This window comes from Sphingobium cloacae, assembly GCF_002355855.1.
Classification (GTDB): domain Bacteria; phylum Pseudomonadota; class Alphaproteobacteria; order Sphingomonadales; family Sphingomonadaceae; genus Sphingobium; species Sphingobium cloacae.
This window is the reverse complement of record NZ_AP017655.1, coordinates 3,044,141-3,066,647: the sequence shown is the minus strand read 5'-3', so window position 1 is coordinate 3,066,647 and position 22,507 is coordinate 3,044,141. Positions and strand designations below refer to the sequence as shown.

The window sequence follows — 22,507 nt, the reverse complement described above, 5'->3', positions numbered from 1 at the left end:
GGATGCGATTGACAGCCCTCCGGCCAGCGGCTAACTGCGCGCTCCTACCCCGTGCCCAGATGGCGGAATTGGTAGACGCACCAGCTTCAGGTGCTGGCGATCGCAAGGTCGTGGAGGTTCGAGTCCTCTTCTGGGCACCAAAACTCCTGCGGGAGTGGCATCAAAATCATTGAAAAAACCGCAGAAATCTGCCATTTTCAGGCAGGTTTTGATGCTCCGTGTTTCACGCCGTTTCAGCCCATGCCACGAGGATTCGTGGCATGGAAAGGGCCATCGGCCCGTTTTTGCCCTTTTCCAAGAAAGGTCATGCCACGAAATGTCGCTTAACGCCTTGCAAATCCGAGCCTTTTCGGCTGGAGACACCCCCTACAAGAAGACCGATGAGCGAGGCCTCTACCTGGAGGTGTTCCCGACCGGTTCGAAACTCTGGCGGCTGAAGTACAACTATGGCGGCAAGCAAAAGCGCATTGCGCTCGGCGCTTGGCCGGAAGTCAGCCTGCAGAAGGCCCGCCAGATGCGCGACGAGTTGCGCGTAAGGATCGCCAACGGCGAAGACCCCTCCCTCACGCGGAAGCGCGAAAAGGCCACGGCCAAAATCAGCGCTGCCAACACCTTCGAATCGGTGGCCCGCGAGTACATCGACGAAAAGATGGTCGGCGAAGGCCGGGCCGAAGGCACGCTGCTCAAGGCGCGCTGGTTCCTTGATTTGCTCAAGCCTGCAATCGGCAACATGCCAATCTCGGATGTCGATCCGCAAATGATGCTGGCTCCGCTCAAGAAGCTGGAAGCGAGGGGCAACAGAGAGACGGCCAAGAAATGCCGCTCGTTCGCAAGCCGCGTTTTTCGCTATGGGGCCGCAACCGGGCGCTGCGCCATCGATCCCACCGCAATCCTCAAAGGCGCGCTGCTGACGCCGCAGGCGCGGCACTATGCTGCCATCCTCGAACCCGACAAGCTCGGCGAGCTGCTGCGCGCTATTGACAGCTTCGAATGCTACCCAATCACCAAGCTTGCGCTGAAGATCGCCCCGCACATCTTCGTGCGCCCCGGCGAAATGCGGCATGGCGACTGGGACGAGATCGACCTCGAAAAAGCGATTTGGACAATCCCGGCGGGCAAGATGAAAGCGCGTCGCACTCATGCCGTGCCACTGTCACGACAGGTGGTCGAACTCTTCAAGGAACTGAAGGAAGTGTCCGGCGGCAAGGGCTACATGTTCCCCGCCTTCCATACCCGTCTGCGGCCGATGAGCGAAAACACCATCAACGCCGCATTTCGCCGCATGGGCTTCACCAAAGACGAAATGACTGCGCACGGGTTCCGCTCGACTGCTTCGACCATGCTCAATGAATGTGGCCTGTGGCACCCTGACGCGATCGAACGCGCCCTGGCACATGGCGATAGCAATGCCATTCGCGGGACGTACAACCGGGGCCATTATTGGGATGAGCGCGTCCGGATGGCGCAGTGGTGGAGCGACTATCTCGACGAAATCCGGCTCAAAGGCTGAGGCAATTCACCCGTCATGGTGCGACCAGTGGACACGCGCACCCCAGTTCCGTACTATTCCGACAACAGAACCCGCCACGCCTCTCGACGATGCGCACCAGGCGGGTCTTCTTTTGCCCGAAGGCCGGGCGCTAGGCGCCCGGCTGCTCCCTGGTTTCATCGTCGAGCGGCGTGCGCAGAACGATCCGGCCATTGATCGGCACGACCTCCAGCTGAAGCGAAACGCCCTTGCGGTCGCGATGGAACCAAGCCGCTCCGACCTTGGTCCAGTAAGCCTTCTCGCCCCGGTTGGCGACGTGCCAGGCAATGAAGTCCGGGGCCTTTGCTTCGGCTGCCGGTGCGGGATTGTTGCGGGCCATGGATTTGTCCTTTCGTATCTGGTGGCTCGTTGCACCAAACCGACAGGCCGCACGGCCAAGGGCAGTCGTCATGCCCAACACGGGTGAGCACCCGCGAACCGGCGCGGGCCGGACATTGACGGCTGAACGCGTGCGGCCAAGTCCGGTGCTCAAAACGCGCCATCCGGGTCGAAAGGCCCCTCCGCCCGCCGGAAAACCGAACGCCCCCAAGCCCCTTGCGCCCCTGGACGGCCTCGCGCACAACGCCGCCATGGGGGACGAAGGCAGCCTACGAAAACGCTGGAGCGAGGAGGAGACGGTTCTCGCGCTCTACCTCTATTTCCAGTTGCCGTTTGGAAAGCTGCATTCGGGCAATCCTGAAATCCAGCAGCTCGCCGCTGCGCTGGGAAGGTCGAGCAGTTCGGTCGCCATGAAGCTCTGCAACTTCGCCAGCCTCGACCCCAAGATCACCGAGAGCGGGCGCAAAGGCCTGGCCGGAGCGTCACAGCTCGACCGGACAACTTACGCCGAGTTCGGCCAGAACTGGACCGGCCTTGTGGCGCGGGCGGAAAGCATGTGGGCTGCCCAGGTTGAACTGGGCGAACCCGCGCCGCCGCTCAACCGGCTCAAGGACAAGCCGAGCGAATTCCGGTTCGAGCCCTACCAAGGCGCATCGACTACCCAGGCGCTGGTCAACCAGCGCGTCGGCCAGGACTTCTTCCGCCGCGCAGTCCTGGCCAACTATGAAGAGACCTGCTGCATCACCGGCATCGCCGATCCGCGTCTGCTGACCGCCAGCCACATCAAGCCGTGGGGCAAGGATGCCGATAATCGCCATAACGAGCGTGATCGGGGCGCGGCTTGGACGACAGGCTAAGGTCGCCGCACAGAAATGCTGATCCGAGTTCGGCGACCAGCTCTTCCATCGCATAGGCGTCGTCACCGAACCGCTTTCCGAAGGTTCGTGCGAGACGGTGCTCCGCTCCGGACCAATGCGTCAGTTCATGGAGCAGCGTGGCGTACCAGTTCTGCCCTGCGTTGCCTGATTCGGTGGCGAAGAAGAGCTGCTTCTCCGGCATGGTGATGGTGTCGGTCGAGGGCGTGTAATGGGCACTTTCGCCCTGGATGCGGATGGTGGCGCCGGTTGCGGCAACGAAAGCGTCTGCGTTCGGGATCGGATCGAAGTCTGCGCCTTCGGGAAGTTCCGGCATCGCATAGCCATCCACCTGGCCAATATTGAACACATGCGACGCCTGCGCGAAGACCCGGGCCGAACCTTCCCGTTCCTCCGCCTCGGTGCCATCGACTTTGTCGAAGACCTTGTAGAACACGATCGGCGAAGCCTTCTCGCCTTTGTGAACCTGAGCGCCAAGCGACTGCCACTGGCGATAGGTTGCCCAGAGGCCATGTCCGAAGTCCTGCGCTTCGGCAGAAGCCCAGAGGGCGAGGACGTTGACGCCGCGATAGGTCTTCCGGGTCACCGCGTTCATCGGGCGGGACAGCGGGGCATTGCTGCGATGCCAGGGGAGCGAGAATTTCCCGACCCCGACTTCAAGTGAGGCAATGATCTGGTTGGTGATGGTGTCGTAAATGCTGGCGGTTTGAGTGCTGGCCACGGTGAAAATCCTTCGTCCTGTCGTTGGGAACGCGGATGAAGGGACGGGCCGGATTGGCCGGGTGGGTCAGCGGTGACGCGGAACAGCCAACACGGGAGGGCGTGAGCCCGAATGGAGCGGGCAGGCTGTTGATCCCGCCCGGCACGGGCCGTCACCCAGGCAGCAGTTCATTCCAACGGGGGGACGAGAGATGCCGTGGCCACCATGCCGACGGCATGGCCTTCACCCGAGACCAGCCCCCATTGCCTTGGATTTGCCGACTTCGGGCACTGCCGCTGCCATGGCAGTCTGCTTCTCCCCCGCCCGCTCGGTGATTGCCCGGATAAGCCGGTCCCTGTCATCGGTGACAACAACCGCCTCGCCTCTGGCCCGTGACAACGCGACGTAGAGCATCTTCTGATCGACCAGATTGGTTGAACGGCTGTCGGCGTGGATCAGGACGCGCTCGGCGGTCTGGCCCTGCGCGGCGTGGGCGGTCTGGACATAGGCATGGCGCAGATGGGTGTCGCGAGGATTGGTGAGGTCGAGCCGCTGCTCGCGGCCATTCGCCAGTTTCAGGGTCGCCTGACCGGTTGATGGGTCGATGCCGGTCACTGTCCCGCCAAGTCCGTTGATCCGTCCTGCGTCGCGTTCGTTGCGGGTAAACTGCACCCGGTCACCTGTGCGCAAGTCCATGGGCTTGGGTTCAAACACCTCGGCCTTGCTCGCCCCCCATTGCCGGGGATGCCAGTTAATCGCCCGGCCATCGCGGCTCGCCAGAGCAACACGGTTCCGCTCCGGATCAACTCCACTGACGGTCAGAGCCTCGCCCCGGCGGACATCCTTGGCGGCATAGTCGCGGTTGAACCGGACGACATCGCCGATGGCATAGCTCGCCGCTTCGCGCGCTTCGGCACGGGTCATGCCCCTGGCCTCCAAAGCGGCAAACTGAAGTCGGTCCCGCGACAGCTCCCCGCGCGAAGACAAGTGTTCCCGGATCATGCCGGTGAGCGTGTCGCGGCCCTCGCGCGAAGGCTCGATCACCAATGTCCGCGTTCGCTCGGCGGGTGACAGGGACAGGTAATGCTGCGTCATGGCCACGAAGCGTTCTTTCGGCGTGGCCCCTTCGATGACCTTGCCGCCGCCCCGATCCAGCGCAGCCAGAGCCTTGCCAGCATGGCCCTCGATCGATGCCATGACGGCTTCGCGCGTTTCGGCATTGGTCTGCCGAACGACTTCGGCCAGCCTGGTTGTGGTCATGCCTCCCGCCTGCAACTGTGCGAAGGCCGCACCTGCGCCGACCGAACCGAGCTGCTTCATGTCCCCGACAAGAACGAGCCGGGCTCCCGCCTTGTCAGCGCTGGCCATCAGCTTTGCCATGTCCTGCGCCGAGAGCATCGAGGCTTCGTCGACGATCCAGACAGCATTCTTGCCCGCATTGCGCCCTTCTGGCGTGAGCAGGTGCCGGGCAACGGTATCACCGCGAAGACTTAGCGCTTCTCCCAGAACTGTCGCCGCCGATGCGGTGGGCGCAAGTGCCGTGACCGAAAGCCCGTGCCGTTCTGCTTCACGGGCATAGGTCGCGAGAACAGTAGTGGTCTTGGCGGTTCCGGCGTAGCCCTGAACGGCAGCAATTCGGTCCCGCGAAGTCAGCAGGTCGGTGGCCCCGCGCTTCTGGTCGTCGGTCCAGGCATATCCCAAACGGGCCGATTGCCGCGCTGCGCGCTCAACCGTTCGCGCTGCCGCCAGCGGGCTGGCGAGCGGCTCGGCCATACCCCGCCCGGCAGCCTCAAGCCGCAGCATGGTGCGTTCGGTTTCCATGGCTTGCGGGGTGGTGAAACCGGCAAACTCCGCGCCGCGCCGGTCCAGAAATGTCCGGGGCACAAGCTCGCCGCGTTGCTCGGCCCCGGCAATGGCCGCGCTGATCTGGCCATGACCGACCTTGCCGAAGGCAAAGTCCCCCGACTCGCGCGCCAGCGTGCTGGCTGACATCACGGCTTCGCGTTCAGCCAGCTTGGCAGCGGCAAAGGAAACGGCATGCCGCGCCAGCAGCTCGGGGCTGGCCGCCGTCGCGATGTCCCGCGCCTGTCCTATTGCACCAGCCACAAGCCGGTCCCGCGCCCCGGCGTCGAACCCGCTGGCATCGGCTGTCGCGCGCCAGTCAGCGCGCAACTCGCGAATATCGGCGTGGGTCTTGGCCTCGCGGGTATCGAGCGCGGCAATCTGCTTCTCGGCGGCGCTCGCCTCCTCCCGGCTTGTGCCCCGCTCGGCAAGCCGGGCATCGATCGCCGCCGTGCGCTGACTCAGAGCCTCGATCACCTTGTCCGGCACTCCGGCAATCTCGAACATAGCGTCCTTGCCTGGCTCGATCCGGTAGCCCAGCTCGGCAACGCCATGCGCCAGCTCCTGGCGGTAGATGGCGCCGATTTCCTTCTGGAGCTGGTAGATGGCGCGCGGCTCCAGACTGCGCCATTTGCCATCCTTGTCCTGGGTGGCGTTGATGACGACGGCATGGGTGTGAAGCTGCGGGTCCTGCGCCCGGCTTGTCGCGTGGCGGAAGGTGGCAATGGCAAGATTGCCGGTGGGTTGGCGCTGGACCTCACCACCCTCGCGCACGCGGGTTGCGGCCATGTGGTTTTCAACATGGGCCAGTGCCACCTTCACCGCCGCGCCGTGCGCCGCGATCAGCCGCTTGTCACCTGCGACCTCGGCCATGATCGATACGGACTTGGGTGCGGATAGGGTAATATCCCAACCGGGTCGATGCTCGACCTTGCCATCGCGCGCGGTGCCCAGTTGTTCGTCGCCAACCCGCCCTTCAAGCAGGGCCGCAAACTGCTCGCGGTCTACCTCTCCGTCCAGACCCAGTGCCCCGGCGGCCTCGCCGAACCATTCGGACGGGGCAAGACCACCTTCGGCATAGTAGTCGTCGGCTTCGTAGTAGCTTGCGGCTTGACCGGCGCTCGACAGGGCCGAGACCGAGGCAACCATCAGACCGGCCCCGGCCTGGCATCGGGCGCGGCGTTACGGGCAATTTCGCTCACCCGGCTCCACAGCGTGCCCGCTGGATCGCCAGCGACAAAGGCAGGCTGGCGGGCAGTCCCGCGCGCCCGGATGTGATCGGCGGTCAGCCCGATGCGCGCCACGGGCAGACCATCGGGCAGCAGCAGGTAGCCCTGGTGCGGGGCTAGCCGCAGCTCGCTTTCGAGCACGGCAGCGCGGAAAGCGCGCTGGGTCGCGACGGTCGTTCGCGGCACTTCGTTGCCGATAGAAAGCGTGTCGGTGGCAACCCGCATTTCCACCTCGCAATCACCGATGGTCTGGCTGGCCCACTGGCGGGTTTCCCGGTCGACTGTCTGCAAGAACAGCTTGGTGTTGCAGCAGGCGAGCATGGCCTCGGCGATGTTTGCGCCGTAGCGATTGCGCATCTGTCCCAAGGCCTGGAAGGTGAGCACGATCGCCGCGCCGAACTTGCGCCCTTCAGGCAGCAACCGGGCCAGGTTTTCGACGCGCGGCAGATCAGCCAGCTCGTCGAGCACGAACCAGATGCGCCGGTCTGGCGAAGGCGTAAGGCCGAGGACGGCGCTTGCCGCGCATTCCAGCCAGCAGGCCATGAGCGGCTTGGCTGCCTCGAAATAGTCCTCTTTGCGCGGCACGAAGATCCACGGCTTTGCACCTTCATGCCCGTCCAGCCCGGCTATGAAGTTCCGGAAGGCAAAGCGCTCCGCGCCGCCATCATCGATCCGCAGGAACTGGATCAGGTTCGCGGCCTTGGCGAGCATGAACAGGACGCTGCCGGTGGCTCGGTCGGCGTCATCGGCAAAGGTCCGGGCCGACGAGGTATGACCGAGCCAGTGCTTGAGCTGTTCCTTGCTCCTGACCTGCAAGGCTTCGAGCAGGGCTTCAAGGTTGCAGTTGCCTTCGGCCCAGAGCGAGCGGAGCATGTTGGCAACGAGGATGCGGCTCGTCTCCAGCCAGACATCGTCGTCCTGGCTGCCGGTTTCGGAGACGAGCTGACGCGCGATCCGGTCGGCATCGGCGGGATGGGAAATCTCGTCGAAGGGCGACCAGAAGGCGCAGCGGGCATCGAACGGATTGAGGATCACATCGCCCCGCTCGGGATTGTAATAATGGGCGATGAATTCGCCGCTGGTGTCATAGACCAGCGCCGCTTCGCCGCGCGCTTCGATGCGGTCGAGCATCTGGCGCAGGACGGTGGTCTTGCCGCTGCCGGTGGTGCCGAGAAAGGCAAAATGCCGGGTCTCGATCCCGCGCGGAACGGGCACCGGTCCAATCGCCAGCGAGGCCGGATCGGCATGATGCGTGATACGCGCGGCAAGCTCCGCTTCCGCAATGACACGGGTGCCCCCCAGCACCCTGTCGCCGAGCGTTTGCTCGCCCTGCGATGACATGGTCCGCTGGATCAGCCAGATGGCCACCAAGCCCAGGGCAAGCCCGGCCAGAGCGCCCCAGAACAGGCAGTCCAGCATACGGTCGTAGGGCCGCAGCCAGTAGTCGGAATAGGCCACAACGCGGGCGTGGAAGGTCATCTTCTCGCCGCCGAGCGTGGCGTTCATGCGCAGTTCTTTGCCGACCATATCACCCAGCAAGATCAGCAGTCTGGCGCCCAGACACTGGACCGCCAGAACAGTCGTGCGCGGAACCATGAACAGCTGGGCCGCAATTGCTGAACCGCACAGCGTGCAGCCCAAGACGAGCCGCCAGAAGAAGCCGAAGCGTTGCTGCAAATGAGCCATCCGCATCCGCCACAGCGAATGCGAACGGGCGGCGAAATCGTGCTCCCGGCTCATGGCTCGATTTCCAGGGCAAGCGAGCGCTGGCGCTCGAAGGCTGCCTTGGCATCGGCGGCAATCGCCTCGTCCGGCTTCTTGGTCCCAAGGGCTGAATGGCGGGCGTAAGCATAGGCGGCGCAGGCCGTGAACAGCGCACGGTCGAGCACCCGCTCGACCTCGGCCAGACGCTCCGCAATCGCGCCAACCCCGTTGGCGATCTCGCGGGTGTCGGTGTCCCGGTCGGTCCCGTTGATCACGGACAGAAACCCAGCTTCGATGATGCGCTGGAGCATCGCATATTCGGTGAGGCCTCGGCGTTCCGCGATCCCACGAAGAGTTCGGCCCTGCGACGGATTGAGGCGCACGGTGCGCTTGCTCGCGGTCAGCATGGCCAGCTCCGGGGCGCGCGCTTGGCGCGCTCGGGGAATGCCTCAAACGCGCTAATCTGGGGCTGGCGCAATTCCGAGGACGCTATCCGCCCGCTCGCAAACCGGCGGAAATGCTCGCTGCACGGGTGCGTGGGGTGTGTAGACCTTATCTTGCCTCGATGCGTAGCATCGTGGCCCGAATTGTGATCCGGCATGACAGTCCTGATTGTCATCTGCGGCCTCCCTCGGGCTTTCCGGTGGAGCCCTGAAAGTCGCGGATGATCCGCGCGGCCTCGGCATCCGCTGCCGCCCGATCCGGGAACGGCTTTTCGACAATGGCAGGCAGGAATTTCATCGGCCTGCCATCGATCCAGTCGGTGACTTCGGCGTCCACTGCCTTGCGCAATCTGGTGCGCAATTCGAATGCATCGACGGGATCAAGGCGAACCCATTCGATCTGCCGTTCGATGAAACCGCCAAGGGGATAGTCGGTCCCGTCAATGGCAAGTGCTGGACCTTCAAACTGGACGTTGAACTGCTCGCCGATAAAGCGATCGAGCATCGGACGTTCGAAATAGAGCCAGTCGAGAATGAACGAGCGGTAGGTCTTGCCATCCTCGCCAGGGCGACTGAGGCGACGGACAAAGGCCTCGATCATCGGGCCAACGATCTGCTCCTGGAACGAGTCCGACGCGACAATGGCGAGGGCATCTGCTTGCGAAATTCTCATGACAATCTCCGTTGATTGGTGGGAGATGGGAAGTTGCTCAGGACAGCCTGGTCGATGGCCGCGCGAACCCGGTCGGCGAGATTGCTGGCGTGGTCCGGGTCAAGCCAGATGCGTGCGCTGCCAACATTGAGATGGCCGCCGCAGCATTCGCCTTCCGGTCCAGTGATTGGCCAGAACAGGAACTCGATATCGACCGAATGGCCGGTGATCCGCTCGATCACCGGATGCAGCTCGGCATCGGCCTGCGGGATGGAAACGGGGCCGCCGCTCATGACAGCCGCCGGGGGCTGTGAGGCGGGTCATAGCGTGGTTCGCTGTCACCCTGCGGGTAGGCCTGCGATGGCAGTTCAGCCATCCAGGCGCGGACATCGGCTTCGCGCCAGCGGATATGTCCGTTGCCTATCGAGCAGGCTGGCGGAAACCGCCCCTGCCGTGTCATTCTGTATATCGAGGTGCGGCTGAGCCGGACGAGGGCAATCAGGTCCTGCGTCGTCAGCAAGCCGGAGAGGGGTGGCTGTTCCATCGGGCATCCTTTCGCTTCGTTGCGAAGCTCAAGGTTGCTCGGCGGTGCTGCCGGTGGGCAGTCATAAAAGTTCAGTAGCTAGTCGAGCCCTTCGACTTCTACCTGCCTCATCCTGTTCTCGAAGTAATCCAAAAGCCCCTCGGCCAGCAGCGTCTGCGTTCTTGCCCTGTCGATATGGCCTGCAACTTCCGCCGCCTTGGCGGCAGGCGATGGAAACTTCGTCGGATCGAGGGCACGCATTTTCTCGATGCTGTCGAGATGTGCGTGCAGGGTTCGATCATTGGGAAAACGCGCCATGATTGCCTGCTTTGCACGCGCAAAGCTCTCGGACGTTGCTTCGACAAGATATTTGCCATCGAGGTAGGCGCGGGCACGGATGCTGCCGATCTCGAACAGCAAGTCGGTTGTCGGCAACTGGTGCTGCAAGGATGAGCGAACCCTTGCGCACGCCCAATAGCGATTGCCGCCGACAATTGCCGCGAGCGCATGGTCGGCCCTGAACAGGCTCGGGTGAACTTCGCGGTATTGGCGGTCACGCTCATGAGGCGTGATCCGCTCGAAGGCCGCGATGCGACCAGCGGCGAGGTGTTCCTGAAATTCGAGCATGGCGATGACGAAGCGGCGCTGCTTGAGCGTGGCGGTGTCGAGCAGCTTTGCCTTTGATGGTTCTGTGCGATGGGTTCTTGCCCGCAACAGGGGCGAGGCTGCTGCTGCGCCAGCAAGGCCGATAGCCAACGCGAGAAAGCGGCGGTTGCGAATGTATTCCAGCGCTCCGGCAATGCCGAATGCAGCACCTGGAAAAGCAAATGCGGCATACCGGTTGTGTGCCGTTTCGCACTCGGTTGCCGCGACCAGCATGCAGTCGAGCACCTTGCCCCCCAGCAGGTCTGCAGTCGGTTGGGTGCGTTTCAAGCTGCAGAATCGGGCAAATGACTCGTCCAACGCCAACGCGCCGTCCGGCTGCGGAAATACTGAGGGCGCTGACCTCTCTGTCATGCCATGAATATTCTTGATTCAATGGATTGAGGCAAGCACCTGTTCTTCTTCCATTCCTCCTGTTGGACCATCCCTACTCCCCGATTGCAGTGTCGCTTGGGTTTGCGGCGGATTGTCAGTGCGCGGTAAGGGTCCGAGGGTCAGATTTATGGCAATCATCTGCTGGCGCGTGGCACCGCCGCGAACTGCATGCTACAGGCTGAAACGCCCCTTAATGTAGTGACATATCATGCTGAATTGACATTTTTCACATGATATGACATACATTCTTCATGTCACGCGCCTCCAGAGCTGCCAGCGGCCTGCCGCCCCAGAGCCAGCGCGCGATTGCGCAGCTGGGCAAGGACATTTCCATCGCCCGCCGCCGCCGCAAGTTGCCGCAGCGGTTGATGGCAGAACGCATGCTGGTTTCGGTACAGACGCTTCAGCGCCTTGAGGCCGGCGATGCAACCGTGGGATTGGCCGTGCTGGCAAGTGCGCTCCATGTGTTCGGCATGACCCAGCGCCTCGCCGAACTCGTCGCCCCGGATACTGACAGGGCAGGCATCAGCGAAGACCTTGCCCGGCTGCCCAAGACGACGCATGCCGTGAGCAGCGACGAGCTGGACTTCTGACGGTCATGGCAACGGTGCGCACCTATGTGTTCGTTCACCTCGCAGGCGGCCCTGTTCCAGCTGGGCTGCTGACGATGACTGACGAACCGCGCAACCAGTTCGCGACTTTCGCCTATGGTCGCCGCTACCTCGCCCGTCCGGATCGCGTTCCTGTCGATCCGGTGGCACTGCCGCTTCACGAGCCGGGCACTGAACGCACATTCCGGACCGAAGAAGGCTTTGCCGTCTTCGGCGGCATTCGCGACGCAGCTCCCGATGGCTGGGGCCAATACCTGATGTACAAGGCGATGGGCGACCGCCTGCCGAGCGATATCGATCTGATCCTGGCCTCTGGCGATTACCGGGTGGGCGCACTGGCATTCGGCCCCACGCCCGAGCGTCCGGAGCGCATCACGCCGTGGGGCGATGGCAATGCGCCGGGCGAACACTTTACCCTGGAAGAACTGGCCGAAGCTGCCGAGCGCGCGCAGCATGTCGATCAGCTCGACGAGAACCTGCGGCGGTTGCTCACCGCCGGTTCGTCACTCGGTGGCGCGCGCCCAAAGGCTGCGACCGAAATTGACGGCCAGCCGTGGATTGCCAAGTTCCAGGCCCGCAATGACAGTTTCCCCGAATGCGGGGTCGAGCTGGCGACCATGCGCCTTGCTGCGACCTGTGGCCTCGACGTTCCGGCGCTCGACTTCAGGCGCGTGCTGGAACGCGACATCTATCTGATCGAACGGTTCGATCGCCAGTCGCACGGCAACTGGCTGGAGCGGCGGCCCTTCGCCTCCGGCCTGACCATGCTCGGCGCGCACGAGAGCGAAGTAAGCCGCTACAGCTACGCGGACCTCGCGGCCGTTCTTCGCCAGCATGGCACCGAAGTGCGCCGCGATCTCCACGAACTGTTCCGGCGCATGGTGTTCAACATCCTCGTAACCAATGACGACGACCACCTGCGCAACCATGGCTTCCTGTTCGACGGCAAAGGTTGGCGACTGTCACCGCTTTACGATGTCGTGCCTAAGCCGCAGGTCGGCCTTGAACGACGCCTGGTGCTGGGCGTCGGCCCGCAAGGCCGGGACGCCACTGTCGCCAATGCTCTCGCTGGCGCTGCCGGGTTCGACCTCGCGCCCGACCAGGCCCAAGCCATGGTCGAAGACATGCGCATGCAGGTGGCCGGAGGCTGGGAGGAGAAATTCACCGAAGCCGGAGTCAGTGCTGCTGATCGCGGACGCTTTGCCACCTGCTTCCGTCTCGCAATCGAAAATTGCTAATCAGTCAACCAGGCCGAGCTTTTTCAGCTCCGAAGTAGTCATGGCTTCCCGACGAGATTGGGGAAATTCGTCCCAAGTCCTGCCATCTAGGATCCGTCCGGCCTTCTTCTTGTTGACGCCGCCCCATTGCTTGAAGTGAAACGCCGCCCCTTCTGCAATGCATTGGTCACGGATCGAACGAACCCAGCCAGGCTCCACCGGTCTTGCTCCAGGGCCACTCTCGCCACCCGCGATGATCCAATCGATGCTCTGCAGATTCATGTTTTCGAGAGGCCCAAGCAAAGGTTCGAGGCTCAAAAATTTAGTTTGAGCTCTAGTCCTGCGGAGATGGTCAATGCGGTAGAGATAGTCTGAATTCTCGACGCTTACCCCCATCCACACATTTTTCGGCCAATCGATTTCTAAAGCCAACTCCTCCAGACGCTCGGCCCGCTTGGTCAAAATTTGATACGTGTGCTGCGGGGTCGCCGCCATCGTCTCGAAAACCTGCCTTATGAACCTCAAAGGCACGGCGTCATGGAAAAGGTCAGACATTGAGTTGACGAAAATCATTCTACCAGTGCGCCATCTGGCAGGAAGATTCAGGCTCTCCTCGTCGATACGCACCGTCCCATTCCACTTCGGGCGGCCGCCCGACAAGCGCGTAGTGCCTGAATACTTGGGCTGCCCCATGGCCTCAAGCCGCCGCGCCATGCGCATCGCATAACAGTTTGTGCAACCTGGTGAGATTACCGTGCAACCAACCACCGGGTTCCAAGTCGCTTCCGTCCATTCAATTGATGAGTTCGTTGCCACGTTCAGATACCGCCCTTGAACTGTATCTTCACGTGGTCGGGGTAAGTGCCCTTTCGGCGCGTTCCTTTGGTTGAATACGCCGATACCTGACCAGCTGCCTCCAGAGTGTTCAACGCTTCTCGATAGTTTTTCTTGATATATGGCTTGCCCACGCTGTGGCTTTCGTAGATTTCATCGAGAGAGCATGTTTGGCCAGCGTAGTGTTCGAGCAGCATCCCCTTCAATTTGGACATCGGTTGCGCAAGCGAGAAAAGAAGCGGCATTGAGGCATCTGCTGGTGAGTACGTGAGTGATGGAACACCTTCGTCCGTTGTCGAGCTCTCGGCTGCCATGATATCTTTCATGATCTCGTAGCCTTTGAAGTGCTTCGACACGAATATCAGCTTGTGGGAAGTGCGTGTGCCCTCGCTGTTCTTGAACGTGAAGGGCAAGACAAATTTGCCACCCAACGAATGAATCTCATTCGCCAGCGCCTCCAGGATCGCAGCCTCTCGCAATTCTGGACTGAGCCCAGGCAGTTTTGCGCGCAGGGCATTTGCGCGCTCTTCCCCAAAAAGCGCGTCCATATGCTGCTTAACACCCGGATTGCTGATGCCTGCGTTAATCCTATTATAATTGAAGAAAAACACGCAATCACATCCCCAATCTTTTATAACTCCCTGCACGATCTTTAGAGATAATCCTTTGTAACCAAACGGATCTACGAATGAAAAAGACGGAACTAGGTTTCGTGGACAAAGGGTATCCAGAGTTTGACTGACACGAGCGCTACGAAGCCGAGGTATGATTCTTTGGTTTTATCGTAGCGGGTCGCGATGCGCCGCCAGTTCTTGAGTTTGTTGAACAGGCGTTCGATCAGGTTGCGCCATTTGTATTTCGCGCGGTCGTGCGGGGCGGGATTGCGCCGGTTGACCTTGGCAGGGATCACCGCCTCGACACCCGCCGCCTCGATCTCTTCGCGGATCGCATCGGCATCGTAGCCCCGGTCGGCCAGGAAGGCCTTGATCCGGTCGGTTATCATACGGAACAGTGGGGCGAAGCCCTGCACATCGTGCGCCTGTCCGGGTGTCAGCACGAAGCCGAGGGGGAGGCCCCTGGCATCGCACCTTGCGTGGAGCTTCGTCGTGAAGCCGCCTCGCGATCGGCCAAGCGCCTCGGTTTGCTGAGTCCCCTTTTTATGCCGACGGCACAATGATGTGCCCGGACCACCGTGCTGTCGATCATGTCGGCGGCCGCGTCGCGCCCCGCCAGTTCGGCCAGCGTCTCGAGCATGGCATCGAACACGCCGGTCGTGACCCATCGTCGATAGCGCCGGAACACGCTGTTCCACTTGCCATACTCGTCCGGCAGGTGCCGCCATTGCGCGCCGGTCCGCGCAATCCACATCATGCCCTCGAAATAAGGGCGATTATCCTGCGCCGGGCGGCATCCACGACCGTGCTCAGGCGGCAGCAGCGGCCCGATCACTTCCCATTCTTCGTCCGTAACGCCGATCCGCTCGCCCAAGGCTGCCTCCAAAAGCCAGCCTTGAATCAGCGACCGAGTCCCCAGTCAAGCTTTGTCCACGAAACCTAGTGCAATGACGCAGACGGGAGATTCACAAATCGTCTAGGACATGCGACTCTCCCGTCATGGCCCAGACCGTCAACATCCTCTTGAACGCCGCCGACCGTGCTCGGCTTGAACAAATCGTCGGCGACCGCAACTGCCCGCTCAAGCATGTGCTGCGCGCCAGGATCGTGCTGCTCTCCAGCGACCGCTTGCCGGTGCTCGAAGTGGCCCGCCGCGCCGGCGTCAGCCGACCTGCGGTCTGGCGCTGGCAACAGCGCTTCGCTGAGGAAGGCGTCGATGGTCTTCTCCGCGACAAGACGCGCAAGCCCGGTACGGCGCCGATCGCCGCGCCCGTCGTCGCACGGATCGTTGCGTTGACCTGCTCCGAACCGCCCGGTGCCGTGACCCATTGGACCGGCCGCGCAATGGCCAAAGCCTTCGGCGTCTCGCTCCGAACCGTCCAGCGCATCTGGCAGGTCCATCACCTCCAACCCCACCGTCTGCGAACCTTCAAGAGATCGAGCGACCCCGCCTTCGCCGCCAAGGTCGAAGACATCGTCGGTCTCTACATGGCCCCGCCGGCTCACGCCGTCGTCATCTCGATCGACGAGAAGAGCCAGATCCAGGCCCTCGACCGAACCCAACCCGGTCTGCCGTTGAAGCCGGGCAAATGCGGAACAATGACGCACGACTACAAACGCAATGGCACGACCACCCTGTTCGCCGCGCTCGACGTCCTCCACGGCACAGTCGTCGGTCGCTGCATGCCCAAGCACAGGCACCAGGAGTTCATCAAGTTCCTCAACGCCGTCGAGCGCGCCGTTCCTGCCGGCAAGGTGATCCACGCCGTCCTCGACAACTACGCCACCCACAAGCATCCGAAGGTCCTGGAGTGGCTCGCCGATCATCCACGCTGGGTGTTCCATTTCACCCCGACCTCGGGCTCATGGCTCAACGCCGTCGAGAACTTCTTCTCGGCGCTCACCCGAAGGGTCATCCGGCGCGGCGTCTTCACCTCCGTCGTCGACCTCCAGGACACCATTAGCGCTTACATCCGAAAGCAGAACGCCGACCCTAAGCCCTTCGTCTGGACCAAGCCGGCCGAGACCATTCTCGCCAAACTCAGGCGGCTGCCTGTACCAACCGACTGAGTCAGTGCACTAGCCGAGTTTCATTGAAATACGTGGCCGCATCGTCGTCCACTTCACCGCAGGTTATATTGGGCTTGTAACGCAGTTTTTCGAACCCGGGCAGTTTTCCGACTTCATTTTGAAGCGTGGACGTATTGTTTCCATCAGCATCATTGAAATAAGCGGTGAGCATCTGAGACATTTGCGGATGATCAATCGCTGCCTGAAGAACCAGCAAGGGTGTGGAGGCAGCTCCATCCCGATAGCGCCCTGGACCTGCATAAAGATCCATATAAGCGATCTTGCCGCCTGATCTGGCAACAGTTGGCATAACGACCTGCGCCCACGTCGAAAAATATTTGCTTACGATACGAGCCTTGACCTCAGACTGATCGGTTCGCTCTTCGAAAAACTTTTGCGCGCTCATATTGCCTCAACGCCGCGTGTGAGTTTCCTCAATAGAACAAAAAATGAACGAGCGCAATTTGAATGCTCCCGGCGTTGGGGGCACGCCGGTCACGCCAGAGGCGGACGGCGTTCAGTTCCGTTTTCCATAACGGCACCTTTTTCCAGATTATTAGGGGTCTGCATTAGCGCGAATCCATCACCCCGGAATGGCAGATTATGCAATTCAACCTTGAAGCCAAAGAGGCATAATGATACAAGGTGAATGTGCCTGAAACACCGCCCAAAGACCCAAATCTTTACTGCAAATCTGATTTGGGGGCATGGCAAGTGGCATTTCAATCTCCGAAATGTATATCTACCAAGTATTTCAAATACTTGAGTATTACTTGTCCGTCCTCTTCTGGGCACCAGTCAACCCTTTTATCGTGCTGATTTTCCACGATAAAAGGGTGATCTCAAAAAAACACCCCCACATATGTTCCCACATTTTATGTGGGACTTGCTGGTGCCTATGGGGCTGGATTGAGACGATTCCAAACCCTCGCAAGCAAGAAGGTCAGGGTCGTTCTTCCGGGGATCGGACACGCAGCCGATAACCAACTGCCAACTCATTGACGATCAATCGCGGGCGGGACGGGTCAGTTTCCAGCTTCTGACGCAGGCCGCGCACCGCAATGCGGAGATAATCGACGCGATCCTCCTGCGCGGCTCCCCAAACCGCGCGAAGTAGCTGCGCATGACTCACGACCCGATCGGGACGCCGGCTCAACTCGGCGAGCACGCCATATTCCTTGGGCGTTAGGTGAATATCCTTGCCTGCGCGTTCAACCCGGCGATGCGCAAGGTCGATCCGCACGTCGCCCGTCTCGATCACCCGCTCCGTCTCCTGGTCGGGAGTGCGGTGGCGCATGGCCGTGCGGATGCGGGCCAGCAGTTCCTCCGTGTCGAACGGCTTGGTCAGATAGTCGTCCGCGCCAAGATCGAGGGCGGCCACCTTCTCCGTCGTGTCCTCCCGCGCCGAAACGACAATCAGCGTCGCGCTCGACCGGCTTCGCATCGGCTGGATCAATTCCAGCCCGTCACGATCGGGAAGGCCAAGATCGAGCAGCACGACATCGGGCTTCTCGATGTCCAGCAGGGACAGTCCCTCGCGCGCGCTCGTCGCCTCCACGACGCCGTGACCGGCACGCTGAACAGCCGTGCGCAACAGCCGCCGTATATGGGCATCATCTTCGACGATCAGGATTTTTGCGACCGATGCCATAGTGTGAGATTAGTTGCCCTTCGTCTCCCGGTCGAGCGCGCGATTGAGCGCGAGAACATTGACGCGAGACTCGCCGATGAATCCTAGAAGGGGATATTCTATCCGCGCCTGGACCCATGCGCGGACCTGTTCGGCCGGCAAGCCCCGCACTTTGGCGACGCGATCGACTTGATACAAGGCCGCCTCGGGACTGATATGGGGATCGAGTCCCGAGGCGGAGGTCGTCACCAGATCGGGCGGGACGGGGCGACCCGGTGCGAGGGCGGCAAGTGCTTGCGCATCATTGCGGACACGCTCGGCCAGCGCCTTGCTGGCGGGGCCAAGGTTGGAACCTGCGGAGGCGGCGGCATCATAGCCGTTCGCGCCAGCGGCGGAGGGCCGTCCGTGGAAATAGCGGTCGCTGGCAAATGCCTGACCGATGAGCGCGGAACCGATAACCCGGTCGCCTTCGCGGACCAGACTGCCGTTTGCCTGATAGGGGAAAAGTGCCTGACCTATGCCGGTGAGCGCCAGGGGATAGGCCAAGCCCAGCAGCAGCGCGAAGAGCAAGGTGAGCACCAGCGCGGGGCGCAATGCGGAACGAAGGTCGGAAAGCATGGCGAGAAATCCTCAGGCAAGATGGAGGCCGGACACGGCGAGGTCGATCAGCTTGATGCCGATGAAAGGCGCGACCAGGCCGCCCAGGCCGTAGATGGACAGGTTGCGCGCTAGCAGCGGCCCGGCCGCCATCGGCCGATAGCGCACGCCTTTCAGCGCGAGCGGCACCAGCAGCGGAATGATGAGCGCGTTGAAGATGATCGCGGACAGCACCGCGCTTCGCGGCGTCGCTAGTCCCATGACGTTAAGCACGCCAAGGCCCGGATAGAGCGCGACGAAGATCGCCGGGATGATCGCGAAATATTTGGCGACATCGTTCGCCACCGAAAAGGTGGTGAGCGCGCCGCGCGTCATCAGCAGTTGCTTGCCCAGGCCGACAATCTCGATCAGCTTGGTGGGATCGCTGTCGAGATCGACCATGTTGCCCGCTTCGCGCGCCGCCTGCGTGCCCGTGTTCATGGCGACGCCGACATCCGCCTGGGCGAGCGCGGGCGCGTCGTTGGTGCCGTCACCGCACATGGCGACCAGCCTGCCCTCCGCCTGTTCGCGCCGGATCAGCGCCAGCTTGTCCTCGGGCGTGGCCTGGGCGAGAAAGTCGTCCACACCCGCCTCGGCCGCTATGGCGGCGGCGGTCAGCGGGTTGTCGCCGGTAATCATCACCGTGCGTATGCCCATCTTGCGCAGCTCGCCGAAGCGTTCGCGGATGCCCGCCTTCACCACGTCTTTCAAGTGAATGGCACCGAGCAACTTTCCTTCCCGGACGACGGCGAGCGGCGTGCCGCCACCCCGCGCAATCTCATCGGTAACGCGTATCAATTCGCGGACGGCGAGGCTGTCCCCGGGCTGCTCATGGGCTTTAAGCACGGAATCGATCGCGCCCTTCTGGATGAGCGCGTCCGCCACGCGAACGCCCGAAAGCCGGGTCTGCGCCGAAAAGGGGATGACCTCCGAGCCGGCCACGAGCGCGGCGACGCGAACCGCGTGACGCTCCCGCGCCAGCACCACGATCGAGCGCCCTTCCGGTGTCTCGTCTGCTAGGCTGGACAGCAGCGCCGCCTCGGCGAGCGTATCGACATCCACGCCTGCGAGCGGGCGGAACTCGCTCGCTTGCCGATCACCGATCGTGATGGTGCCAGTCTTGTCGAGCAGCAGCACATCCACGTCGCCGGCTGCCTCAACCGCGCGGCCCGACTTGGCGAGCACGTTGAAGCGCACGAGCCGGTCCATGCCCGCGATGCCGATGGCGGAAAGCAGCGCCGCGATGGTCGTGGGAATGAGCGTGATAAGCAGCGCGGCGAGCAGCGCCACAGGCACCATGCCCCCGGCATAGGCGGCAAAGCCCGGTATCGTGGCCACCGCGATCAGGAAGATGATGGTGAGACCGACCAGCAGGATGGTGAGCGCCACCTCGTTCGGCGTTTTGCGACGCTCCGCGCCTTCGACCAGCGCGATCATCCGGTCGAGGAAGCCCTGGCCCGGTTCAGCGGTGACGCGAACCGTGATCCTGTCGGAAATAACGCGCGTGCCAGCCGTCACGGCGGAACGGTCGCCGCCCGCCTCGCGGATCACCGGCGCGCTTTCGCCGGTGATCGCCGCCTCGTTGACGCTGGCAACGCCTTCGATCACCTCGCCATCGGCGGGGATCAAATCGCCCGTCTCGACAAGCACGATCTCGCCCTTTTCAAGCCGGCTGGCGGGAACGATCTCATAGGTGTCGCCGACGCCCAGCATGAGCTTGGCTTTCAGTTCGGCCTTGGTGGCGCGGAGCGAGGCGGCCTGTGCGCGGCCCCGGCCTTCGGCCAGCGCCTCGGCGAAAGTGCCGAACAGCACGGTCAGCCAGAGCCAGAGAATGAGCTGGAGCTGGAAGCCGAGCGGCAGACCCGGTTCGCCAAGAATCAGGAGAAGGGTGAGCAGCGTCGCGACGCAGGCGGTCACGAACATCACCGGATTGCGGATCAGTTCGCGCGGATTCAGCTTGCCGAAGGCATCCCGGATCGCGGGCAGGACCAGCGAAGCGCTGAACATGGAGGAAGGTGTGTTCATGCCAATTTCCATCACAACAATGTCCGTTAGAAAAGCTGACCTTCGATCATCGCGAGATGATCGGCGATGGGACCGAGTGCGAGGCTGGGCAGGAAGGTGAGGCCGCCCAGGATCAGGATGATGCCCACCAGTAGGCCAACCCATAGTCCGCCCGTGGTGGGAAAGGAGCCGCTGGTGGCCGGCGTGTAGCGCTTGGCGGCAAGGCTGCCAGCGATGGCGAGCACCGGCACGATCACGAAGAAGCGCCCCAGCCACATGGCGATGCCGAGCAGCCCGTTATAGAACGGCGTGCCCGCCGTCAGGCCAGCGAAGGCCGATCCGTTGTTTCCCGTGCCCGAGGCGTAGGCGTAGAGGATCTCGGAAAAGCCATGCGGTCCTTTATTGAGCGGCCCCGCGAGGCCGGCAGGCAACACGGCGGACAACGCAGTCAACCCGAGGATGCAGAGTGGCAGCACGGCGATGGCGAGCACGGCCAGCTTGACCTCGCGCGCCTCGATCTTCTTGCCGACATATTCGGGCGTGCGGCCGACCATTAGCCCGGCGACGAAAACCGCGAGGATGGCGAACAGCAGGAAGCCGTAAATGCCCGCGCCGACACCGCCGACCACTACCTCGCCAAGCTGCATGTTGAACAGCGGGATCATGCCGCCCAGAGGCGTGAAACTGTCGTGCATGGCGTTGACGGCGCCACAGGACGCGGCCGTGGTGATGACGGCGAACAGGGCCGAGGCGGCGATGCCGAAGCGAACCTCCTTGCCTTCCATATTGCCGCCGGCAATGCCTAGCTGATGGAGGACGGGGTTGCCCGCCGCTTCCTGCCAATAGGCGACGGCCGTGCCGGCAAGGAACAAAACGGCCATCGCGGCGAGGATCGTCCAGCCTTGCCGCGTGTCCTTGACCGCTTTGCCGAAAGCATAGGCGAGGCCGACGCCGATCGCGAAGATCGAAAGCATCTGCACGAAATTGGTGAGCGCCGTGGGGTTCTCGAACGGATGCGCGCTGTTGGCGTTGAAGAAGCCCCCGCCATTGGTGCCAAGCATCTTGATCGCTTCCTGGCTGGCGACCGGCCCCAGGGCGATGGTCTGCCGCGCGCCCTCGAGCGTCGTCGCGTCCACCGACCCAGCTAGCGTCTGCGGGACACCGCTGACGATCAGGAACAGCGCATAGAGGATGCAAAGCGGCAGCAGCAGGTAGAGAGTGATCCGCGTCACATCCGCCCAAAAATTACCAACGCCCTTCGCCTCACGCCGCGCGAAACCCCGAAACAGCGCGAAGGCAATGGCAATGCCCGTCGCCGCCGACAGGAAATTATGGATGGTGAGGCCGAGCATCTGGCTCAGGTTCGAGAGCGTCGTTTCGCCCGCATACCATTGCCAGTTGGTGTTGGTGGTGAAGCTGACCGCGATGTTGAACGCGCCGTCAGCGCTGACACCGGCAAAGCCTCGCGGGTTGAGCGGGAGAACGGCTTGCAGGCGCAGCACCGCATAGGTGAGCAGCAGCAAGGCGAGGTTGAACAACAGCATATGGATGGCATAGCGCCGCCATCCCTGTTCCTCGGCGGGGTTGATCCCCGCGAGCCGGTAAAAGCCGCGCTCGACCGGACCAAGCAACCGATGCAGTGGCGTCGTGCGGCCCTCGTAGAGCGCGAAAAGCCATAGCCCCATCGGCTTAGCCAGCGCGAAAGTGACGATGGTGAAGAGCAGGATCAGTGCCCAGCCTGCTATGGTCATGGTTTATGGCTCCGGTCAGAAGCGCTCGGGCCGCAGGAGCACGACAACGAGGTAGAGGAGGAGAGCGATGGCAACGATGCCGGCGATGATGAGCGACGACGGCATGGCTTCAGGCTTCGTCGCAGAGCTTGGCGTAGGCGAGCGTCAGGGCGAACAGCCCGGCGAGCAGCCCGAGCCACAATAGATCGGACATGGATAATTCCTCAGGTGACGGACCCGTGGAGTCGGGCCGCTGTCGCCCTGTGACTACGCTTCAAGTGCATTAAG

Annotated in this window: 22 protein-coding genes, 1 tRNA gene and 1 pseudogene; 6 read left to right on the top strand and 18 right to left on the bottom strand. The window is 62.4% G+C overall.

Annotated elements, in window-relative coordinates; translation table 11 throughout:
• The first annotated feature begins 53 nt into the window (after positions 1-53).
• Together SCLO_RS15000 and SCLO_RS14995 are read left to right on the top strand one after the other, a co-directional pair.
• Positions 54-140, top strand: a tRNA-Leu gene (locus tag SCLO_RS15000).
• A gap of 176 nt (positions 141-316) precedes the next feature.
• Positions 317-1,510 carry a tyrosine-type recombinase/integrase gene (locus SCLO_RS14995; protein WP_066519969.1) on the top strand — a complete coding sequence of 398 codons (1,194 nt, stop codon included), beginning with the start codon at positions 317-319 and terminating at the stop codon, positions 1,508-1,510.
• 130 nt (positions 1,511-1,640) lie between these two features.
• Here the strand turns inward: SCLO_RS14995 and SCLO_RS14990 are convergent, their stop codons facing one another.
• Complete coding sequence (locus SCLO_RS14990; RefSeq protein WP_066519974.1) at positions 1,641-1,868, bottom strand: hypothetical protein; 228 nt, start codon at positions 1,866-1,868, stop codon at positions 1,641-1,643.
• A 70-nt stretch (positions 1,869-1,938) separates the two neighbouring features.
• On the opposite strand from SCLO_RS14990, the gene SCLO_RS14985 reads away from it, so the two are divergent.
• Positions 1,939-2,724, top strand: a complete 786-nt coding sequence (locus tag SCLO_RS14985; protein ID WP_096362167.1) for an HNH endonuclease signature motif containing protein — start codon at positions 1,939-1,941, stop codon at positions 2,722-2,724.
• Here the strand turns inward: SCLO_RS14985 and SCLO_RS14980 are convergent.
• The 8 genes from SCLO_RS14980 to SCLO_RS14945 form a co-directional block, all read right to left on the bottom strand.
• Complete coding sequence (locus SCLO_RS14980; protein WP_066519976.1) at positions 2,651-3,463, bottom strand: ArdC family protein; 813 nt, start codon at positions 3,461-3,463, stop codon at positions 2,651-2,653. The genes SCLO_RS14985 and SCLO_RS14980 overlap by 74 nt on opposite strands.
• 222 nt (positions 3,464-3,685) lie before the next feature.
• Positions 3,686-6,433 carry a MobF family relaxase gene (gene mobF / locus SCLO_RS14975; RefSeq protein ID WP_066519977.1) on the bottom strand — a complete coding sequence of 916 codons (2,748 nt, stop codon included), beginning with the start codon at positions 6,431-6,433 and terminating at the stop codon, positions 3,686-3,688.
• A complete protein-coding gene (locus SCLO_RS14970; RefSeq protein WP_066519981.1) occupies positions 6,433-8,253 on the bottom strand; it encodes a type IV secretion system DNA-binding domain-containing protein in 1,821 nt (606 codons plus the stop codon). The genes mobF and SCLO_RS14970 overlap by 1 nt, the downstream gene beginning before the upstream one ends.
• Complete coding sequence (locus SCLO_RS14965; RefSeq protein WP_066519983.1) at positions 8,250-8,624, bottom strand: hypothetical protein; 375 nt, start codon at positions 8,622-8,624, stop codon at positions 8,250-8,252. Before SCLO_RS14965 ends, SCLO_RS14970 begins: the two co-directional genes overlap by 4 nt.
• A 208-nt stretch (positions 8,625-8,832) precedes the next feature.
• The gene (locus SCLO_RS14960; protein ID WP_066519985.1) at positions 8,833-9,333 is read right to left on the bottom strand and encodes a hypothetical protein; all 501 of its coding nucleotides are present in this window, start codon (positions 9,331-9,333) and stop codon (positions 8,833-8,835) included.
• On the bottom strand, positions 9,330-9,605 hold the full coding sequence (locus SCLO_RS14955; protein WP_066519986.1) for a hypothetical protein: 276 nt from the start codon (positions 9,603-9,605) through the stop codon (positions 9,330-9,332). The genes SCLO_RS14960 and SCLO_RS14955 overlap by 4 nt, the downstream gene beginning before the upstream one ends.
• Positions 9,602-9,856 (bottom strand): helix-turn-helix transcriptional regulator, encoded by a 255-nt coding sequence (locus SCLO_RS14950; RefSeq protein WP_066519988.1) that lies wholly within the window; start codon positions 9,854-9,856, stop codon positions 9,602-9,604. Before SCLO_RS14950 ends, SCLO_RS14955 begins: the two co-directional genes overlap by 4 nt.
• 78 nt (positions 9,857-9,934) lie before the next feature.
• Positions 9,935-10,768 carry a hypothetical protein gene (locus SCLO_RS14945; RefSeq protein ID WP_123905527.1) on the bottom strand — a complete coding sequence of 278 codons (834 nt, stop codon included), beginning with the start codon at positions 10,766-10,768 and terminating at the stop codon, positions 9,935-9,937.
• A 356-nt stretch (positions 10,769-11,124) separates the two neighbouring features.
• Here SCLO_RS14945 and SCLO_RS14940 point away from each other — a divergent pair, with 356 nt between their 5' ends.
• Positions 11,125-11,466: a helix-turn-helix domain-containing protein gene (locus tag SCLO_RS14940; protein WP_123905526.1), complete on the top strand. Its 342-nt coding sequence runs from the start codon at positions 11,125-11,127 to the stop codon at positions 11,464-11,466.
• A gap of 5 nt (positions 11,467-11,471) precedes the next feature.
• Positions 11,472-12,722: a type II toxin-antitoxin system HipA family toxin gene (locus SCLO_RS14935; protein WP_066519993.1), complete on the top strand. Its 1,251-nt coding sequence runs from the start codon at positions 11,472-11,474 to the stop codon at positions 12,720-12,722.
• Here the strand turns inward: SCLO_RS14935 and SCLO_RS14930 are convergent, their stop codons facing one another.
• The 3 genes and pseudogenes from SCLO_RS14930 to SCLO_RS14920 form a co-directional block, all read right to left on the bottom strand.
• Positions 12,723-13,517, bottom strand: coding sequence for a DUF5131 family protein (locus SCLO_RS14930; protein WP_083949153.1), 795 nt, complete (start codon positions 13,515-13,517; stop codon positions 12,723-12,725).
• A gap of 2 nt (positions 13,518-13,519) precedes the next feature.
• Positions 13,520-14,266 carry a three-Cys-motif partner protein TcmP gene (gene tcmP / locus SCLO_RS14925; RefSeq protein WP_231923419.1) on the bottom strand — a complete coding sequence of 249 codons (747 nt, stop codon included), beginning with the start codon at positions 14,264-14,266 and terminating at the stop codon, positions 13,520-13,522.
• Positions 14,239-14,984 (bottom strand): annotated as a pseudogene (locus tag SCLO_RS14920) (IS5 family transposase). Before SCLO_RS14920 ends, tcmP (SCLO_RS14925) begins: the two are co-directional and overlap by 28 nt.
• A gap of 164 nt (positions 14,985-15,148) precedes the next feature.
• Here SCLO_RS14920 and SCLO_RS14915 point away from each other — a divergent pair.
• The gene (locus SCLO_RS14915) at positions 15,149-16,219 is read left to right on the top strand and encodes an IS630 family transposase (RefSeq protein WP_066522499.1); all 1,071 of its coding nucleotides are present in this window, start codon (positions 15,149-15,151) and stop codon (positions 16,217-16,219) included.
• A gap of 1 nt (position 16,220) precedes the next feature.
• Here SCLO_RS14915 and tcmP (SCLO_RS14910) read toward each other — a convergent pair whose 3' ends face one another.
• From tcmP (SCLO_RS14910) to kdpF, 6 genes are all read right to left on the bottom strand, one after another.
• Positions 16,221-16,625 carry a three-Cys-motif partner protein TcmP gene (gene tcmP / locus SCLO_RS14910; RefSeq protein ID WP_096362165.1) on the bottom strand — a complete coding sequence of 135 codons (405 nt, stop codon included), beginning with the start codon at positions 16,623-16,625 and terminating at the stop codon, positions 16,221-16,223.
• Between the two features lie 537 nt (positions 16,626-17,162).
• Entirely contained in the window at positions 17,163-17,870 is a 708-nt protein-coding gene (locus SCLO_RS14905) for a response regulator (RefSeq protein WP_066521216.1), read from the bottom strand.
• Between the two features lie 9 nt (positions 17,871-17,879).
• Positions 17,880-18,467: a potassium-transporting ATPase subunit KdpC gene (gene kdpC, locus SCLO_RS14900; protein ID WP_066521214.1), complete on the bottom strand. Its 588-nt coding sequence runs from the start codon at positions 18,465-18,467 to the stop codon at positions 17,880-17,882.
• Between the two features lie 12 nt (positions 18,468-18,479).
• Positions 18,480-20,510 carry a potassium-transporting ATPase subunit KdpB gene (kdpB, locus tag SCLO_RS14895; RefSeq protein ID WP_066521211.1) on the bottom strand — a complete coding sequence of 677 codons (2,031 nt, stop codon included), beginning with the start codon at positions 20,508-20,510 and terminating at the stop codon, positions 18,480-18,482.
• Between the two features lie 26 nt (positions 20,511-20,536).
• Positions 20,537-22,240, bottom strand: a complete 1,704-nt coding sequence (gene kdpA / locus SCLO_RS14890; RefSeq protein WP_066521209.1) for a potassium-transporting ATPase subunit KdpA — start codon at positions 22,238-22,240, stop codon at positions 20,537-20,539.
• A gap of 15 nt (positions 22,241-22,255) precedes the next feature.
• On the bottom strand, positions 22,256-22,345 hold the full coding sequence (gene kdpF / locus SCLO_RS24420; protein WP_066521207.1) for a K(+)-transporting ATPase subunit F: 90 nt from the start codon (positions 22,343-22,345) through the stop codon (positions 22,256-22,258).
• Between the last annotated feature and the right edge of the window lie 162 nt (positions 22,346-22,507).

What these genes read in the sequence shown, in the direction of transcription:
- SCLO_RS14995 (WP_066519969.1), top strand. Translation starts at nt 317, where the DNA reads ATGTCGCTTAACGCCTTGCAAATCCGAGCCTTTTCGGCTGGAGACACC.
- SCLO_RS14915 (WP_066522499.1), top strand. Translation starts at nt 15,149, where the DNA reads ATGGCCCAGACCGTCAACATCCTCTTGAACGCCGCCGACCGTGCTCGG.
- SCLO_RS14960 (WP_066519985.1), bottom strand. Translation starts at nt 9,333, where the DNA reads ATGAGAATTTCGCAAGCAGATGCCCTCGCCATTGTCGCGTCGGACTCG.
- SCLO_RS14950 (WP_066519988.1), bottom strand. Translation starts at nt 9,856, where the DNA reads ATGGAACAGCCACCCCTCTCCGGCTTGCTGACGACGCAGGACCTGATT.
- SCLO_RS14955 (WP_066519986.1), bottom strand. Translation starts at nt 9,605, where the DNA reads ATGAGCGGCGGCCCCGTTTCCATCCCGCAGGCCGATGCCGAGCTGCAT.
- SCLO_RS14965 (WP_066519983.1), bottom strand. Translation starts at nt 8,624, where the DNA reads ATGCTGACCGCGAGCAAGCGCACCGTGCGCCTCAATCCGTCGCAGGGC.
- kdpA (WP_066521209.1), bottom strand. Translation starts at nt 22,240, where the DNA reads ATGACCATAGCAGGCTGGGCACTGATCCTGCTCTTCACCATCGTCACT.
- SCLO_RS14990 (WP_066519974.1), bottom strand. Translation starts at nt 1,868, where the DNA reads ATGGCCCGCAACAATCCCGCACCGGCAGCCGAAGCAAAGGCCCCGGAC.
- kdpF (WP_066521207.1), bottom strand. Translation starts at nt 22,345, where the DNA reads ATGCCGTCGTCGCTCATCATCGCCGGCATCGTTGCCATCGCTCTCCTC.
- SCLO_RS14935 (WP_066519993.1), top strand. Translation starts at nt 11,472, where the DNA reads ATGGCAACGGTGCGCACCTATGTGTTCGTTCACCTCGCAGGCGGCCCT.
- SCLO_RS14970 (WP_066519981.1), bottom strand. Translation starts at nt 8,253, where the DNA reads ATGAGCCGGGAGCACGATTTCGCCGCCCGTTCGCATTCGCTGTGGCGG.
- SCLO_RS14940 (WP_123905526.1), top strand. Translation starts at nt 11,125, where the DNA reads ATGTCACGCGCCTCCAGAGCTGCCAGCGGCCTGCCGCCCCAGAGCCAG.
- tcmP (WP_096362165.1), bottom strand. Translation starts at nt 16,625, where the DNA reads ATGAGCGCGCAAAAGTTTTTCGAAGAGCGAACCGATCAGTCTGAGGTC.
- mobF (WP_066519977.1), bottom strand. Translation starts at nt 6,433, where the DNA reads ATGGTTGCCTCGGTCTCGGCCCTGTCGAGCGCCGGTCAAGCCGCAAGC.
- kdpC (WP_066521214.1), bottom strand. Translation starts at nt 18,467, where the DNA reads ATGCTTTCCGACCTTCGTTCCGCATTGCGCCCCGCGCTGGTGCTCACC.
- kdpB (WP_066521211.1), bottom strand. Translation starts at nt 20,510, where the DNA reads ATGAACACACCTTCCTCCATGTTCAGCGCTTCGCTGGTCCTGCCCGCG.
- SCLO_RS14985 (WP_096362167.1), top strand. Translation starts at nt 1,939, where the DNA reads ATGCCCAACACGGGTGAGCACCCGCGAACCGGCGCGGGCCGGACATTG.
- SCLO_RS14905 (WP_066521216.1), bottom strand. Translation starts at nt 17,870, where the DNA reads ATGGCATCGGTCGCAAAAATCCTGATCGTCGAAGATGATGCCCATATA.